Below are 15,873 nucleotides of genomic sequence, written 5' to 3'. Positions count from 1 at the left end.
GAGATTATATGACCAATTTTTCAGAATTTAATTTAAAGCCATTTTTACTGGAAGCAATCAAAGATTTAAAATTTGACCATCCAACACCCGTTCAAGAGAAGTTAATTCCGGTTATTATGAAACATAGAGATGTTGTTGGTCAATCGGCAACTGGAAGTGGGAAAACCCACGCTTTCCTGCTGCCTATCTTTAATCAAATTGACCCCAGTGTTCAAAAGGTTCAAGCAGTTATTACAACGCCCAGTCGAGAATTAGCTTATCAAATTATCGAAGCGGCTAAACAATTAGCCAAATTCAGTCCTGAACCGATTTCGACCGGCGCATATGTTGGTGGCACCGATAAAGTTCGTCAAGAGGACAAATTAAAACGTGAACAGCCTCAGTTAATTATTGGGACACCCGGAAGAATTTGGGATTTGATTAAAAATGGCGGTCTAGACGTCCACACAGCTTCTCAGTTAGTCATTGACGAAGCTGATATGACACTTGATATGGGCTTCTTAGATGTTGTTGATCACATTGCGGCCAGCTTTGGAAAAGACGTTCAAATGATGGTCTTTTCAGCAACAATTCCTCAAAAAATCAATGTCTTTTTAAAGAAATATATGGATAATCCAGTTATTGAAGAAATTCCAGTTTCAACCATTATCAGCCCGACAATTGATAATTGGTTAATTTCGACGAAGGGCCAAGATAAAAACCAGCTGATTTATAAACTGCTCACAATTGGAGAGCCTTATCTGGTGTTGATCTTTGCCAATACGCGGAAACGGGTTGAGGAATTAACTGACTACTTGAAAGGTCAAGGACTTAAAGTTGCCATGATTCACGGTGGTATGCGACCTCGTGAACGTAAACAGGTAATGAAACGAGTGAAGAACCTTGATTTTCAGTTTGTGGTTGCCACCGATTTAGCAGCTAGAGGAATTGATATTCAAGGAGTTTCTGATGTCATTAACGATGACATTCCGACTGAGGACTTAGAATTCTTTATTCATCGGGTAGGCCGAACCGGTCGGAATGGGATGTCTGGAACATCTATTACGCTTTATTCTCCTGATGAGGAAAAAGAAGTCGAAGAATTAGAAGATATGGGAATTCACTTCAAACCAAAAGCTTTAAAACACGGTGAAATTATTGATTCCTATGATCGAAACCGACGTAAAACCCATCGAAAACATCATGATCGCCTCGATCCAACCATGATCGGCATGATCAAGAAGAAAAAGAAAAAAATTAAGCCTGGTTACAAGCGGCGAATCAAAATGACTATCGCCCGTAAAGATGAGATGGATCGACGAATTAAGAAACGTGAAGAAGCGCGTTCGAAGCGTAAGCAACGTAAGAATAGTTCCAATCGGTACCAGTAAGTTCATTGGGAATTGTCCTTTTTTAAAGAACCTGGTTATTAAAGTTTTGGTGTTTAATCAAAAACGTGATTGACATAAAATTCACAAAAAAGTATACTTTGAAATGTCTAAGAATATGCTAGCTAACTTTATTTTTAAGAAACGTTTTGGGTGATGCGAAAAACGATTTAAATTAGTTGGTGCTCTCTTACTTTTTAAATGATTAATGTTACGCAAACTCTACGTTATAGAGATTAAGTGGTTACGATAAACATCGTTGCAATCAGAGTGGTACCGCGTCAATCGGCGTCTCTGTTAGCAACGGTGTTTTAATTTTGTCAAAGAGGAGAATTGCTGATGAAAAGTTTAAGTAGTGGTCAGATTAGACAAATGTTTCTAGATTTTTTCCAGGAAAAGGGTCATACAATTGAACCGAGTGCTTCATTAATTCCAGTTGACGATCCAACCCTGCTTTGGATTAATTCTGGCGTTGCGACAATGAAGAAATATTTTGATGGATCTGTCGTTCCAAAGAATCCACGGATGACAAGTTCTCAAAAGAGTATTCGAACAAATGATATTGAAAACGTTGGTAAAACGCCTCGGCACCATACCCTTTTTGAAATGCTGGGTAATTTTTCGGTTGGCGATTATTTCAAAAGGGAAGCTATTGCATGGGCCTTTGAGCTGCTGACATCTCCAAAATGGTTTGGATGGGATAAGGACAAATTATTCATGACTGTCTATCCAAAGGATACGGATGCCAAAAAATATTGGGAAGCCGTTGGGGTTTCACCTGATCATATCATTGAAATTGAAGATAACTTTTGGGATATTGGTCAGGGCCCCTCTGGTCCGGACTCGGAAATTTTCTACGATCGGGGTAAAGATTTTGATAACCTTGCTGATGATGATCCGGAAAATTATCCGGGCGGTGAAAATGACCGGTGGTTAGAGGTCTGGAACATTGTATTTTCACAGTTTAACCATACGCCTCAGGATACTTATGAACCACTTCCTCGGAAGAACATTGATACTGGTATGGGACTGGAACGAGTCGTTTCAATTTTTCAGCATGCCCGCACTAACTTTGAAACTGATTTGTTTTTGCCAATGATTCATAAAACTGAAGAATTTAGCGATCATAAAACGTACAATACGAGTAAGCAAGATGATGTCGCATTCAGGATTATTGCCGATCATGCAAGAGCAATTACCGTTGCCATTGGTGATGGTGCATTGCCGTCAAATGTGGGCCGTGGATACGTTATTCGTCGACTAATTCGGCGTGCCATTGTAAATGGTCAACGCTTGGGAATCAAAACGTCGTTTCTTTACAAACTAGTTCCCGTTGTTGGTGAAACGTTGAAGACCTACTATCCTGAAGTTTTGGAACAAAAGGATTATATTGCCAAAGTCGTCCGGTCTGAAGAGGATCGCTTTAATGAAACGTTGGCAGATGGATTGAAATTACTTCACCAGGTTATTCAGTCAGCAAAGGATAATCATCAAGTAGCTATCGATGGCCCAACGGCATTTAAGCTTTATGATACTTATGGGTTTCCATTTGAATTAACTCGCGAAGAAGCTAATGATGCCAATCTGGATGTGGATGAAAAGGGCTTTAAAGCTGAAATGCAAAAGCAGAAAGATCGTGCCCGTAAAGCTCGTAGTGGTGCTAAATCAATGGGCGTGCAACGTGATCTGCTAATTAAAATTAAGGATCATAGTGAGTATGTTGGATACGAAACACTTGATGTTGCTAAAGCCAAATTACTTGCAATTGTCGAAAATGAAAAGTTGGTTAGTGAAACCAAAGCTGATACCGCTGAACTTGTTTTTGATCAAACGCCATTTTATGCTGAAATGGGTGGACAAGTTGCTGATAGGGGCGTCATCCTAAACGATGATGGTGACAAAGTGGCTGACGTGGTTGATGTGCAACACGCACCAAATGGCCAAAATCTCCATACTGTTAAAACACAAGAGCCGTTGATCAAGGGGCAGACTTACCATTTGGCTGTTGATCCATTGTTTCATAGCCGAGTTGAAAAGAATCATACAGCAACTCATTTGTTGGACCAGTCATTACGAAATGTGCTTGGCGGCCATACACAGCAGGCTGGTTCATTAGTTGAGCCCGATTATTTACGGTTTGACTTTAACCACTTTGGCCAAGTCACGGATGAGGATTTGCAAAAAGTTGAAGATCTGGTTAATAAAGAGATCTTCAAAGAAATCGACGTTAAAACGACCATTACAGATCCAAAGACTGGTAAAAAGATGGGGGCAATTGCTTTATTTAGCGAAAAATATGGTGACAAAGTTCGGGTTGTCAGTATTGGTGATTTTTCAGTTGAATTTTGTGGTGGAACGCATGTGTCCAACACCCGTGACATTGGTCTCTTCAAGATTGTTTCAGAATCTGGAGTTGGTGCAGGTGTTCGTAGAATTGAAGCTGTTACCTCAAAGAATGCCTTTGAACTATTGAATAAGGAAGAAAAAGCTTTAAAACAGGTTGCTGCTAATTTGAAAGTCACTCAAATTAAAGATGTCCCTCATCGGATTGAACAACTTCAAGATGAAGTAAAAACGCTCGAACAGAAACAAAGTGCATTGGAAGCCAAGCTGGCTGGACAACAAGCCCAAAACGTCTTTGCTGATAAAAAAGCAGCTGGTAATTACACAATTATTACAGGTGTTATAAAAGATGCCGGTATGGCACAGCTGCGGCAACTAGCAGATACTTGGCGCTCTAAGAAACTTTCAGACGTCTTGGTTTTGGGAACTGGCAGCGGTCAAAAAGCTAATTTAATCGTGGCGGTTGCTGATGATAAAGTAAAGAGTGGTCTTAAGGCTGGTGATTTAATTAAATCAATCGCTGGTAATATTAAAGGCGGCGGTGGCGGTCGACCAAACATGGCTCAAGCCGGTGGTAAGGATCCATCGGGTCTGGACAAGGCAATGAATGCTGCCGTATCATGGTTGATCAACAAATAATTATTACACCACGATTACATGTCGGTTACATTGAGTCTGTTGATTGTAGTTTTGGTTATAATCAGTTAGAATTAATACAAATGACCTTATGTCATAGAGGTGAATCGTATGAGTTCGTTAGATAAAACCATGTTTTTTAATTTCAATGAAGACCAACCGAAGGATGTTCGAGATACTTTATTGACTGTTTATGCAGCATTGGAAGAAAAGGGCTATAACCCTTATAATCAAATTGTTGGGTATCTGATTTCTGGAGATCCAGCCTACATTCCGCGTAATCTTGATGCAAGAAATCTTATTCGCCGTCATGAGCGTGATGAGATAATCGAAGAACTAGTTCGTTTCTATTTGGATAATCATCCAAATGAGACCAAAAAAGGTGAAAAATGAGATTAATGGGATTAGATGTCGGTTCAAAAACCGTCGGAGTTGCTGTTAGTGACTCACTTGGTTGGACCTCGCAAGGCGTTGAAATTATTCCGATCGATGAGGAAAATGGGGAATTTGGGTTGGACCGGGTTTCTCAACTGGTCGATAAGTACCAAGTGGATGGCTTTGTAGTGGGATTGCCAAAGAATATGAATAACTCTTTGGGACCTCGTGCTGAGGCATCGGAAAAGTATGGAAAACGATTAGAGAAACAATTTGATCTACCGGTAGATTTTGAAGATGAGCGATTAACTACCGTTGAAGCGCAGCGTATGCTTACAGAAGAAGCCGATATTTCGCGAAAGAAACGAAAGAAGGTCATTGATAAATTAGCTGCAGGTCTGATTCTTCAAAACTATTTGGATCGTAAAGGAAAATTAACTAAAATATAGCGAGGTAAACAAATTATGGCAGATGAACCAGTTCAACAACAAATTACATTAGTTGATGAGAACGGCGAGGAAACGTTATATGACGTTTTATTTACTTTTAAATCGGAGGATTTTGATCGTTCATACATCTTAATTTACCCAGCTGGTAAAAAAGATGATGAGGAAGTAGAAATCCAAGCCTTTGCTTTGCCAAAGGGTGATGATCCCAGTGACCCACAAGGTGGCGAGCTTCAGGTTATTCAAACGGACAAAGAATGGGATATGATTGAATCTGTCTTGAACACATTCCTTGGAAAAGATGGCGACGATCAAGACGATCAACCAAGTAACGATAATAAGTAATTAGATTATTATTGAGTCAAAGGATTGAGTGCAAAGCGTCAGTTTTGTCTCGGTCCTTTTTAATTGAAAAATATTAGGATGTGATTTAATGTCTGATAAGGAGAAACGACGATTTAAAGCAACGATTGACGGAAAAGACTACGTCTTGGTTGGTCACAGTTCAATTACCCACATGCAAGCTGTGACAGACCTGTTGAACGAGCAATTGGATCAACTACACACAGCGATGCCCCAATCAACAGAGGAACAGCGAGCAGTCTTAATTGCCTTTAATGCCATATCGAAGCAGTTCGATGTTGAAAAACAACTTGAAGAAATGCCAAAAAATAAACCGGAAACACCGAAGGATCGGTGATCAAGAAATGATTTTTACAATTATCATTATTTTGATCTTAGTGTTCGGATTTACACGGGGGCTTCACAAAGGGTTAGTTGTTGAGATATTAAATCTAGCAGGAATTTTGCTTTCGACAGTTGTCGGCTTTATTTATACAAGTCCGATTGCTGAATTTGCACTTAACTGGTTGAACCATGGAAATTCAACATTGGGTACCCAAAGGGCAGTTAAGTGGCTTATTTTTGGTATTCTTGTAATTGGCGTGTGGCAAATTGTCCGACTGGTTAAAAGCATCTTAATACCAGTTACGAAGCTACCGGTAATTCATCAACTGAATGCACTACTAGGTGGTGGCATTAACGTTTTGTCGAGCTATTTACTGATTTTTTTCTTGCTGAATTTACTCCTGATGATTCCAAATCAGGCCATTGTAAATCAATACGAACAGTCGACAGTTTCCCAATGGATTGTTAAACAAACCCCAATTCTCTCAGATAAAATGATTCAGATTTGGGACGAGCATTCAAACGAGGTTTAAAATTTAAATGAATGAAAAGGTATTGGAAACATTAGAGTACGATAAAATAAAACAACAACTGGCTGCTTATTTGACGACCGATCGAGGCCATGAAATTGTTAATCAATTGCAACCAAGTTCAGAATTTGATCAGGTGAAGGATCGTCTCGATCAGACAGCCGATGGCGCTGATATTATTCGATTAAAGGGAGAAATCCCGATTCCTAAACTAATCGAGATTGCGCCATATATGAAGCGATTAAGAATCGAAAATGCTGCTTTAAGTGGGACTGAGCTTTCCCACATCACTAAACTACTTCGGGCTGGCCAAGTTGTCCATCAGTTCTTTGAAGACTTTAAAGCAGAGGCGGTTGACCTCAGATCAATTCCTAAGATTGTTGATCAATTAACACTCATGCCCGAAATCACTCAACAGATGATTTCATCGATTGATGATGATGGTCGAATTTTAGATACAGCTTCATCGCAATTAAGTTCCATTCGGAAAACGATTGTCCGTACGCAAAATGACATTCGTGCTAAGATGGGAAAATTTATTAAGGGTTCTGAAGCGAAATATTTGAGTGAGCCGATTATTACTGTTAGAGATGAACGTTTTGTTTTACCCATTAGAGCGGATTATAAACAACACTTTGGCGGTATTATTCATGATCAAAGTGCATCAGGCCAAACGTTGTACGTTGAACCAAGTAATGTAGTTGAAATGAACAATCAGCTCCGACGGGATCAATTAGCGCAGCGAGCTGAGGAACGGCGAATTTTAGCAGAGTTAACCAATTTAATTCGGCCATATCGTTCTGAACTGTTGGAAAATATGAATTTAATTGGTCAGTTGGATTTTGTAAACGCAAAAGCAAAGTATGCCCATCAAACCAGGAGTGTATTACCGAATATTTCTGACCGAAATGTGATCAAGTTACGTCAAGCCAGGCACCCACTAATTCCTCGTGAGAAAGTGGTTGCCAATGATATTGAGATTGGCGATCAATATCATACAATTATTGTTACGGGTCCCAATACAGGTGGTAAAACAATTACGATTAAAACTGTTGGACTACTTCAATTGATGGGCCAATCTGGTTTATTTATCACTGCAAATGAGGATAGTCAAATTGGTGTTTTTGACGATGTCTTCGCTGACATTGGTGATGATCAATCGATTGAAGCTAATTTAAGTACGTTCTCTTCACATATGGATAATATTATTTCCATTCTGGGTCGCTTAAGCCATAACAGTCTTGTTCTACTGGATGAATTGGGAGCCGGAACCGACCCCAAAGAGGGGGCAGCTTTGGCGATGGCGATTATTGATGCAATTCATAAGACGGGTTGCGAACTCATTGCCACAACTCATTATCCAGAACTGAAAGCATTTGCGTATGATCGCCCAGGAATTATTAATGCTTCAATGGAATTTGATGTTGATACACTAAGACCGACGTATCGATTTTTACTTGGAATTCCAGGGCAAAGTAATGCATTAAATATTGCCCATAAATTAGGCCTCTCACAGGCGATTATTGAGCAAGCTCGTGCGTTTACAGATACCAAAAACCAAGATATCAATAATATGATTGAAGAGCTGACAGCTCAAACTAAGCGTGCTCACGATGAAGCTGATGAATTGAAGGTACAACTTGAAGCATCAACTAAACTGCAGCGTGAGTTGACTGATAAATTTAATAAATACCAAAGTCAAAAGGAACGTCTGGTTGAACAAGCTAAAGAGCAGGCTAATCAAGTTGTTGAGGAAGCTAAAAAGAAAGCTGATCAAATTATTGATGATCTGCACAAAAAGCAAGCTGAAATTGGCAAGGTTGCCGTAAAAGAGAATGAATTGATTGATGCAAAGGGCGCTTTGAATAAGCTTGAAGTGGCACCCAGCTTAAAGAGAAATAAAGTGCTTAGAAAAGAAAAAGCTAAGCATAATTTTCATGCTGGTGATGATGTTTTAGTTAAATCATATGGTCAACAGGGGACTTTACTGCGTCAAGAAAAAAATGGTGTTTGGGACGTTCAGCTTGGAATTTTAAAGATGCAAATTAATGAGTCTGATTTGGAAAAAAGTGGTTCTGATAAACCTGAAAAATCACGTTACCAGACTCAAGTTTCAAGAACCCGCTCGACGGGAATGTCACCAACATTAGATTTGCGTGGTCATCGTTACGAAGAGGCGATGTATGAATTGGATCGTTATATTGATTCTGCTTTACTAGCCGGTTATCCATCAGTTACAATTATTCATGGAAAGGGTACTGGTGCGCTTCGAAAGGGAGTTAATGAATACCTGAAGCGCAACTCACGGGTGAAGAGCTTTGGTTATTCAGCCCCTAATGCTGGTGGAGATGGTTCAACCGTAGCGAAATTCAAATAATAAATTGCGTGCAATTTGTTTGCATTTTGCTATATAATTGTTAGTATAAAATCATTAACGGATTGGAGTGTTTGATATGCTTAAAGAAACAACGGATCAAACTTTTGAAAATGACACTGCTAAGGGTGTGACATTAACTGACTTTTGGGCAACTTGGTGTGGTCCATGTCGGATGCAGTCACCAGTTGTTGAAGAGTTGTCTGAAGAGATGAATAATGTGACCTTTAACAAGATGGATGTTGACAAAAATCCAAACACGGCTTCTAAATTTGGAATTATGAGTATTCCAACTTTACTCGTAAAAAAAGATGGTAAAGTTGTGGATACCATTGTTGGTTATCATCCAAAGGCTAAGGTTAAGCAGGTATTGGATCAATATACTGACTAAGCATCATCAGGGTTAACTAAAAAGGAGCTGGACAAAAATGATTTTGTCCAGCTCCTTTTTTATATTTTCTATTATAGTAATGATTAATTAAAACTACTGATCTGTTATGACCGCTCCGAATCGCTATTTTGTTGGGAAGGATTGATGATTTTGAAAGGTTGGGTTGAATTTGATCCCTCAATTGGTTTGTCTTTACTTATAAACGTTGTAATTAAAACAAATCCCTTTGATGGATTTGTTTTCCCAATTTCCGATTCAGCTTGTCGATTTAAAATAGTCTGACAATTCTGCGCAATAAATCCGGCTTCCAAGAAAAAGTCAGGATCATCAAAAAGATCGAGTCGATTTGTGACTACATCACCATCTAATTGCCATTTAATTTGATTTCCAGAACGTTTTAGCAAGGTTAAGTGACCCATCTTAAATTGGTCAAAAAATGTGGTTAGATCATCATAATTGGCTAGTTGGTGGGTTCGTGCCAAATGTTTGCCAGCCCAATAAGATATTTCATGATAGTCACTTCCTAAAATGCTGGGTAAGAGATCATCTCGAATTAGCTCTTGGCCCAGTAAGCCTGATAAGTGATTATTCGTAATTAATTTGTTGTATGCTTCGTTATCCATTTTTTAATCTCCATCAATGCAAAATGTAATAATCCTATTATACAATAATCTTATAAGATCTGTTTTGTTAGTTGAATCTATCTGACAATTGAAAGATAATATTAATAATATAAAGGAAGAAGGAATTCACTTGGATAATCGCCCAATTGGCGTCATGGACTCAGGGGTTGGTGGCTTGACGGTTCTCAAACAAATCGTCAAATTACTTCCAAATGAATCGTATATCTTTATTGGCGACCAAGCCAATTTACCCTATGGTCAAAAGAGTTCAGAAACAGTCAGAAAATTAACTAAACGGATTGCTGACTACATGATAACGCAAGATATTAAAATGTTCGTGATGGCATGCAACACGGCAACTGCTGCCGCATTTGACTATCTATCAGAAATACTTTCCGTTCCGGTTATCGGTGTGATTGAACCGGGATGCCGTTCAGCAGTTCAAGCAACTCATAATGGTCAAATAGGTGTGATTGCCACCAATGGAACTGTTAAATCGGGGGATTACGAGCGCATTATTAAGAAGCTTGCTCCCAGCAGCCATGTTTATTCATTGGGCTGTCCGGAATTCGTCACAATGGTCGAACAGGGTTTGGCAGGGACGCCAGAAACTCAGCTGGTTGTGAATCAGCGGCTTGCTTATTTTGCTGATAAACCAATTGACACGCTTGTCATGGGATGTACTCATTTTCCTGTTTTAAGAAAAGAAATTACAAATGTCTTGGGCACAAAGATGTCCCTAGTTGATCCGGGAATTGCGGCTGGTCAAGATGTTTACGATTACTTGAAACAACATGGCGCACTTTGTGACCCAGCCAGTTCTGACGCAAGTCGTCGTTTCTTTACTACCGGCGATCCGGACGAATTTGCCAAGCTTGCAGACAATATTTTAGGAAATGCTATTGCTGCTGATCATCTTGATATTTAAAAGGGAGATCGTTTAAGTTGAAAAAACCTGCATCAATTGTGATTGCTTCAAAGAATCCGCATAAAGTCATTGAATTTGAAGAGGCATTTGGCGGCACAGGAATTACTGTCAACTCATTAGCAAATTATAATGATGTTCCAAATGTCGATGAAACGGGTCAAACTTTTGAAGAAAATGCAACGCTAAAAGCACAACAAATCATGAAATTTACCGGCCAAGCAGTGATTGCGGATGACTCTGGGTTGGTTGTCGGCGCATTGAATGGGCAACCGGGAGTTCATTCGGCACGTTATGCCGGTGATCACGATGACGATGCGAATAACGCAAAACTTCTTAAGGAAATGCAAAATAAATCGGACCGAGAGGCTTATTTTGAATCTGTTCTGATATATTTAACACCAGAAGGAGAAAAAGTTAAAGCCGTTGGCCGAATTGAGGGTCAAATTCTACGCGCACCACGTGGTGATAATGAATTTGGCTATGATCCACTGTTCTATGTACCAGCACAGCAAAGAACCCTGGCAGAAATGACAACTCATGACAAGAATATGATCAGTCACCGGGGAAATGCCATTCGGGTACTGATTCGGAAATTACTGGAGTTGTGGGACTCATGAAAATTGTAGCTATGAGTGATAATCACGGTGATCGACAAATTATTGAACAAATTATTAATAAGTATGAAGGTAAGGTTGATGCAATTGTCCATTGTGGTGACTCGGAATTAAAGGCCGACGATCCTCTAGTTTCAAAATTACAGATTGTAATGGGGAATATGGATTTTGAACATTTTCCAGAATCTAGGGCATTACGCATTGATCAAAAAAACATTCTTATTACCCACGGTCATCTTCAAAATGTAAATTCTGGCCTATTGACGTTGGAACTATTTGCGCAGTCACATTCGGCCGATATTGTCACGTTTGGTCATACTCACCAACTTGGGGTAAGCTTTGACAAGGGGATTCTGTTTGTCAATCCCGGGAGCATTTCCTATCCCCGGGGACGGTATGCATCAATCGGTGGAACGTATGCATCAATTATTACTGATAATCATGATTATTTGATTCAATTTTTTGATCGTCAATTGACCCCTGTCCCTGAGTTGAAATTTCGATTTAGTTCCTCACAGTAAAGGAGTATTAACCACAAATGATTGATAAGCCTATTGAAGCAGTGATGCGTGAAAGTAAACGAGACATTCTGATTCCTGCTGATCTCGTTGCAACCGTTAATGAAGAAAATAATTTACAGCACGTTTTTCTAGTATTAACCAAAATTAAATACGCAAAGATTCCTGTTTTAGACAATGATAGTCATTTTAAAGGTCTTGTTTCATTACCAATGATCACGGAGAAAATGTTAGGCAATACTGGAATTACGAGTCGTTGTCTTGACACAATGAAGGTCAAGGAGATTATGCAAACCGAGGTCCCCACGATTTATGAACGGGATAACTTAGAAGCAATTCTTCGGTATTTGATAGACGAAAATTTCTTACCATATGTTGATCATGAAAACCACTTTAAAGGTATTATTACGCGTCGCGAAATATTTAAAGAGGTTAATTTTCTGGCTCATAATTTTTCAAAACACTATATTGCTTTGCCGGCATATTTAGAGAAGAAATTGAATCAGGAAACTAAAAGTAAGAGCATGTAATTAAAGTCAATTTGGGAACACCTTAAGCCATTTTACCAAGTAATCATTATTGAAGAATTCAGATGATTCTAAAGTTGCGATTGAATCGTTTTTCAACCCGTTGCTTAGGTGCCGCGAGGACGTCAGCGTTATTTGTGTTTTCGTTTGTCGTCGATTGACAATTTTATGTGAAACAGGCACTAAAAATCAGGTAGTCAAGTGAACGTTAGTTTCGACTTGACTACCTGATTTTTTGAGGCTATTTATTTGGGCTTCCCTGAACGACTACGGGACTTGAGGGTAATTGAATATTATTTTTGTTTAACTCTGATAGATACATTGCCAAGAAATCGTGGGAAACATTGTACTGCGCGCCATTTTTTGTTGTGATATTAACTTGAACAACAAGCTTACCATCTGGCGTATTAATGGTTCCCAGGATTTTGGGATCACCAACGATGTCAGGATATTTAGCCTGTTGGCTTTTGTTAACTTCGCGAATGATTTTAATCACTTTATCAATTGGCGTTTCAGGTAATATTGCAACCTGAATCATGGCGGTCATATTATTACGCGACATATTTGAAATTGTTGTAATTGTTCGATTTGGAATAAAGTTCAGTGTGCCATCATCAGCAACGACTTGAGTTGTTCGAAGACCCACGGCGGTAATTGTTCCCTTGATTGTATTAATCTGTACGTATTCACCTACCTCAATTTGTTTTTCCAGCAAAATAAAGAACCCACTCACGATATCAGTCACGAATCCTTGAGCACCAAGGCCAATTGCTAAGCTGAATACACCGGCGCTGGCAATTAGTGTTCCGACCGGAACGCCAATTGTTGAAAGAACCGAGTATATCCAGAAGAACCATAAGCAGTAATTTAAAATGTTCATCGAGAGGGTGTGAAATGTCCGAACGCGCTTTTCGGTCACAGTATCACGATATTTTTGATGATATTTTTTAAAAAAATGATTAATGAGAGACTTACCGATTCGCCGACAAGTTAACATTAAAATACTTAGTAATATGATCATGATAATCTTTTCTGTCACTGTGATTAATATTTTTTGCCAATCAAAATAATTAAGATATTGCTTCCAATTAATTGCTAGTTTCATCGTGATTGCACGCATTATGCAGGACCTCGTTTTTTTAATATATTTCCATACTATCAAACCACTACTTGAAATAAAACCATCGCCAAAAAAACAATTTCATTGTCAAACCACTGTGGTAATGCTATTCTAAAGTAAATTGTTGCACAAGGAGGAGAAAAGATGACTGTTGGGCAAATTGCAGGACTCATCGCTGCAATTGCATTTTTGCTATTGGTGCTGTTCATTGGATTATTTTTGATGAAAGTAAGTAAAACAGTTACTGAAGTTAATTCATCAATTCGATCAATGACCAGTAACGTGGATGTAATTGTTAAGCAAACAGATAAAATCATGGCAACTTCTAATACCTTAGTCAAAGATGTTGATGATAAGCTAAACATTGTGACTCCTGTTTTTCAGGCTGCAGCTGACTTAGGACAGAGCGTGTCTGATTTAAATACTGCGACTCAAAATTTAACATCAAAGGTCAAAGATAGTGGCAAGAAAGGTGTTACAGCTGGTGTTGCCAGTAAGTTTGGCAAGACTGCTTGGAATATGTACCGGAATCACCGCCATTCGAATAAGCAGAAAGAATAGTTCATACTAATTGTGAAAGGATGATTTTAATGGGTAAAAAAATTGTTAGTGGTTTAGTTGCAGGGCTTCTTGGGGCAGGTTTGTACGCTGCCTATCAAAAACTAGATGAGAATAAGAAGAACCAATTGAAACGGAATCTCCGTGAAAAAACAGATGAGGTCCGTGATCGGGCAGTCGATTATGCATTCTATGCCAACGATGCTGTCAGTGATTTTAAAGATGTCATTAAAGATGAGCTGAATAACGCCAAAGGAACTGTCAAGGATGCCAGTTCTCAGTTTACCGAAAAAGCAACAACTTCTAAATCACAAAGGGGTGCTGATGATCTTAACGAATCTGCACCACAACAGGATGACATCGTTGTCGATGCTCGAGAGGCGTTCAAGAGTACGGATTCAACTGATTCAGTCAATCAAAGCACCACATCACCAGATTCAAGTACTAACGCAGATCCAAGTGGGACAACATCCAATGATGATCCATCGCTGGACCCGACGACCCCAGACCATGATCATTCTCAAGATAAATAAGTTAACGTCGGTTATTTGGTTCTCTTAAATGAAAGCTTGTTGATTAATTACTTTTAGACTAAAAAGGAATGAAGGCAACGCAAAGAAAATCTTGCGGCGCTTCGTTCCTTTTTAGTTTTTTTATTGGGTTTAAGAATGCTGGGGCTTAGCCTTCAACATACTGAAGTTCTTTTGTCATATGAGTAAATGGTTCACAACCATTTTCAGTGATATAAACACAATCTTCAATTCGAACACCGGCAACATTAGGAATATAAATTCCGGGTTCAATCGAGAAGCACATGCCGGGTTGGAGTTGCATCTTATTTCCCTCCATAATTGACGGAAATTCGTGCTCGCTCATCCCCATACCATGGCCCAAACGATGAATGAAGTAGTCACCATAACCAGCCTTAGTGATGACGTCTCGAGCAACTTTATCGAGTTCTTCAGCTGTTATTCCCGGCTTTGCGGCCGCTTGGGCGGTCAACTGTGCTTCCAGGCAGACGTGGTAGATGTCTAAGGATTTTTGATCGGGCTTTCCAACGGCAATTGTTCGTGAAGCATCACTAATATAGCCATCCCAGACTGTCCCAAGATCAAACAGGACGAGTTTATTATTTTCAATTTTTTTATTGCTAGTCGCACCGTGGGGTTCTGCGGCATGAGCAGCTGACTGGACAAGTGATGGAAAACTGAGTTCCATAATACCATTTTTCATCAGCGCATATTGAAGTTCCGCTGCAACTTGATTTTCGGTTCGACCGACTTTAACAGCTTCGATACCAGATTTAAGTGCAAAATCATCCCATTTGCCAGCGATTTTTAATTTTTCAATTTCATCAGATGTTTTAATCACACGCATATTGTTGATGAGTGGCGTTAGATCAGCGGAAAAATGACTTGTTGGGAAACATTTTTGAATCAGTTCTAAACGGTCAATCGTTAATGCATCTTTTTCGATTGCAATTTGATCTTCTGCAGTGTTACGTGCATGAACTTGATCAGCAATGATTTTCCATGGATTTTCATGGTCTAAGTAACCATATACAGGACTTGTCCAACCGCTATCCTTAATTGCTTCAGTTTCAAGGGCTGGTGCAAACATGAACGGTTCTTTATTTTTGAAAACAATCAGCATCAGCACACGTTCGTGAGGATCGCTGTAAAAGGTAGTCAAATATTGTATGGTTTTTGGATTGCTGATTAAAGCAATGTCTTGCCCATTATCAGCCAGCCATCTTTGTACTTTTTCTATCTTACTCACAATTAACACATCCTTTATAGATTAGGAATAGTATATCACATATAAATGTCATCAAAA

18 protein-coding genes are annotated in these 15,873 nt (G+C 39.2%); 15 read left to right on the top strand and 3 right to left on the bottom strand.

Annotated features, from left to right (window positions below):
• The first annotated feature begins 8 nt into the window (after positions 1-8).
• The 9 genes from FC85_RS01640 to trxA all read left to right on the top strand — a co-directional run bounded on the left by FC85_RS01640 (position 9) and on the right by trxA (position 9,149).
• Complete coding sequence (locus FC85_RS01640) at positions 9-1,370, top strand: DEAD/DEAH box helicase (RefSeq protein ID WP_057863829.1); 1,362 nt, start codon at positions 9-11, stop codon at positions 1,368-1,370.
• 336 nt (positions 1,371-1,706) lie between these two features.
• Positions 1,707-4,349: an alanine--tRNA ligase gene (gene alaS, locus FC85_RS01635; RefSeq protein WP_057863828.1), complete on the top strand. Its 2,643-nt coding sequence runs from the start codon at positions 1,707-1,709 to the stop codon at positions 4,347-4,349.
• Between the two features lie 108 nt (positions 4,350-4,457).
• Positions 4,458-4,739: an IreB family regulatory phosphoprotein gene (locus FC85_RS01630; RefSeq protein ID WP_057863827.1), complete on the top strand. Its 282-nt coding sequence runs from the start codon at positions 4,458-4,460 to the stop codon at positions 4,737-4,739.
• A complete protein-coding gene (gene ruvX / locus FC85_RS01625; RefSeq protein WP_057863826.1) occupies positions 4,736-5,170 on the top strand; it encodes a Holliday junction resolvase RuvX in 435 nt (144 codons plus the stop codon). The genes FC85_RS01630 and ruvX overlap by 4 nt, the downstream gene beginning before the upstream one ends.
• A gap of 15 nt (positions 5,171-5,185) precedes the next feature.
• A complete protein-coding gene (locus FC85_RS01620; protein WP_057863825.1) occupies positions 5,186-5,512 on the top strand; it encodes a DUF1292 domain-containing protein in 327 nt (108 codons plus the stop codon).
• A gap of 88 nt (positions 5,513-5,600) precedes the next feature.
• The gene (locus tag FC85_RS01615) at positions 5,601-5,867 is read left to right on the top strand and encodes a cell division protein ZapA (RefSeq protein WP_057863824.1); all 267 of its coding nucleotides are present in this window, start codon (positions 5,601-5,603) and stop codon (positions 5,865-5,867) included.
• Between the two features lie 7 nt (positions 5,868-5,874).
• Positions 5,875-6,387, top strand: a complete 513-nt coding sequence (locus FC85_RS01610; protein ID WP_057863823.1) for a CvpA family protein — start codon at positions 5,875-5,877, stop codon at positions 6,385-6,387.
• A 7-nt stretch (positions 6,388-6,394) separates the two neighbouring features.
• Entirely contained in the window at positions 6,395-8,761 is a 2,367-nt protein-coding gene (locus FC85_RS01605; protein WP_057863822.1) for an endonuclease MutS2, read from the top strand.
• Positions 8,762-8,837: 76 nt separating this feature from the next.
• Complete coding sequence (gene trxA / locus FC85_RS01600; protein ID WP_057863821.1) at positions 8,838-9,149, top strand: thioredoxin; 312 nt, start codon at positions 8,838-8,840, stop codon at positions 9,147-9,149.
• A 104-nt stretch (positions 9,150-9,253) separates the two neighbouring features.
• Here the strand turns inward: trxA and FC85_RS01595 are convergent, their stop codons facing one another.
• Complete coding sequence (locus tag FC85_RS01595; protein ID WP_057863820.1) at positions 9,254-9,772, bottom strand: YslB family protein; 519 nt, start codon at positions 9,770-9,772, stop codon at positions 9,254-9,256.
• Positions 9,773-9,926: 154 nt separating this feature from the next.
• Between FC85_RS01595 and murI the strand changes: the two genes are divergently transcribed.
• From murI to cbpB, 4 genes are read left to right on the top strand one after another with little or no spacing between them, the layout of a single operon-like run.
• Entirely contained in the window at positions 9,927-10,700 is a 774-nt protein-coding gene (murI, locus tag FC85_RS01590; RefSeq protein WP_057863992.1) for a glutamate racemase, read from the top strand.
• A 17-nt stretch (positions 10,701-10,717) separates the two neighbouring features.
• Positions 10,718-11,317, top strand: a complete 600-nt coding sequence (locus tag FC85_RS01585; protein WP_057863819.1) for an XTP/dITP diphosphatase — start codon at positions 10,718-10,720, stop codon at positions 11,315-11,317.
• Positions 11,314-11,835 (top strand): metallophosphoesterase, encoded by a 522-nt coding sequence (locus FC85_RS01580; RefSeq protein WP_057863818.1) that lies wholly within the window; start codon positions 11,314-11,316, stop codon positions 11,833-11,835. Before FC85_RS01585 ends, FC85_RS01580 begins: the two co-directional genes overlap by 4 nt.
• Positions 11,836-11,852: 17 nt before the next feature.
• Positions 11,853-12,362: a cyclic-di-AMP-binding protein CbpB gene (cbpB, locus tag FC85_RS01575; RefSeq protein ID WP_057863817.1), complete on the top strand. Its 510-nt coding sequence runs from the start codon at positions 11,853-11,855 to the stop codon at positions 12,360-12,362.
• Positions 12,363-12,600: 238 nt separating this feature from the next.
• On the opposite strand, the gene FC85_RS01570 is transcribed toward cbpB, so the two are convergent.
• Complete coding sequence (locus FC85_RS01570; protein WP_057863816.1) at positions 12,601-13,479, bottom strand: mechanosensitive ion channel family protein; 879 nt, start codon at positions 13,477-13,479, stop codon at positions 12,601-12,603.
• A 144-nt stretch (positions 13,480-13,623) separates the two neighbouring features.
• Between FC85_RS01570 and FC85_RS01565 the strand changes: the two genes are divergently transcribed.
• Positions 13,624-14,040 carry a DUF948 domain-containing protein gene (locus FC85_RS01565; protein WP_057863815.1) on the top strand — a complete coding sequence of 139 codons (417 nt, stop codon included), beginning with the start codon at positions 13,624-13,626 and terminating at the stop codon, positions 14,038-14,040.
• A gap of 29 nt (positions 14,041-14,069) precedes the next feature.
• The gene (locus tag FC85_RS01560; RefSeq protein ID WP_147008438.1) at positions 14,070-14,570 is read left to right on the top strand and encodes a YtxH domain-containing protein; all 501 of its coding nucleotides are present in this window, start codon (positions 14,070-14,072) and stop codon (positions 14,568-14,570) included.
• Between the two features lie 145 nt (positions 14,571-14,715).
• Here FC85_RS01560 and FC85_RS01555 read toward each other — a convergent pair whose 3' ends face one another.
• A complete protein-coding gene (locus tag FC85_RS01555; protein ID WP_057863813.1) occupies positions 14,716-15,816 on the bottom strand; it encodes a M24 family metallopeptidase in 1,101 nt (366 codons plus the stop codon).
• Positions 15,817-15,873 lie beyond the last annotated feature (57 nt).

This window comes from Lentilactobacillus diolivorans DSM 14421 (assembly GCF_001434255.1).
Lineage (GTDB): Bacteria > Bacillota > Bacilli > Lactobacillales > Lactobacillaceae > Lentilactobacillus > Lentilactobacillus diolivorans.
The sequence above is the reverse complement of the archived record's forward strand: the minus strand, read 5'-3'. Positions and strand labels throughout refer to the sequence as shown.

What these genes read in the sequence shown, in the direction of transcription:
- alaS (WP_057863828.1), top strand. Translation starts at nt 1,707, where the DNA reads ATGAAAAGTTTAAGTAGTGGTCAGATTAGACAAATGTTTCTAGATTTT.
- FC85_RS01640 (WP_057863829.1), top strand. Translation starts at nt 9, where the DNA reads ATGACCAATTTTTCAGAATTTAATTTAAAGCCATTTTTACTGGAAGCA.
- murI (WP_057863992.1), top strand. Translation starts at nt 9,927, where the DNA reads ATGGACTCAGGGGTTGGTGGCTTGACGGTTCTCAAACAAATCGTCAAA.
- FC85_RS01605 (WP_057863822.1), top strand. Translation starts at nt 6,395, where the DNA reads ATGAATGAAAAGGTATTGGAAACATTAGAGTACGATAAAATAAAACAA.
- FC85_RS01610 (WP_057863823.1), top strand. Translation starts at nt 5,875, where the DNA reads ATGATTTTTACAATTATCATTATTTTGATCTTAGTGTTCGGATTTACA.
- FC85_RS01595 (WP_057863820.1), bottom strand. Translation starts at nt 9,772, where the DNA reads ATGGATAACGAAGCATACAACAAATTAATTACGAATAATCACTTATCA.
- FC85_RS01630 (WP_057863827.1), top strand. Translation starts at nt 4,458, where the DNA reads ATGAGTTCGTTAGATAAAACCATGTTTTTTAATTTCAATGAAGACCAA.
- FC85_RS01615 (WP_057863824.1), top strand. Translation starts at nt 5,601, where the DNA reads ATGTCTGATAAGGAGAAACGACGATTTAAAGCAACGATTGACGGAAAA.
- FC85_RS01570 (WP_057863816.1), bottom strand. Translation starts at nt 13,479, where the DNA reads ATGCGTGCAATCACGATGAAACTAGCAATTAATTGGAAGCAATATCTT.
- cbpB (WP_057863817.1), top strand. Translation starts at nt 11,853, where the DNA reads ATGATTGATAAGCCTATTGAAGCAGTGATGCGTGAAAGTAAACGAGAC.
- FC85_RS01560 (WP_147008438.1), top strand. Translation starts at nt 14,070, where the DNA reads ATGGGTAAAAAAATTGTTAGTGGTTTAGTTGCAGGGCTTCTTGGGGCA.
- FC85_RS01565 (WP_057863815.1), top strand. Translation starts at nt 13,624, where the DNA reads ATGACTGTTGGGCAAATTGCAGGACTCATCGCTGCAATTGCATTTTTG.
- trxA (WP_057863821.1), top strand. Translation starts at nt 8,838, where the DNA reads ATGCTTAAAGAAACAACGGATCAAACTTTTGAAAATGACACTGCTAAG.
- ruvX (WP_057863826.1), top strand. Translation starts at nt 4,736, where the DNA reads ATGAGATTAATGGGATTAGATGTCGGTTCAAAAACCGTCGGAGTTGCT.
- FC85_RS01620 (WP_057863825.1), top strand. Translation starts at nt 5,186, where the DNA reads ATGGCAGATGAACCAGTTCAACAACAAATTACATTAGTTGATGAGAAC.
- FC85_RS01580 (WP_057863818.1), top strand. Translation starts at nt 11,314, where the DNA reads ATGAAAATTGTAGCTATGAGTGATAATCACGGTGATCGACAAATTATT.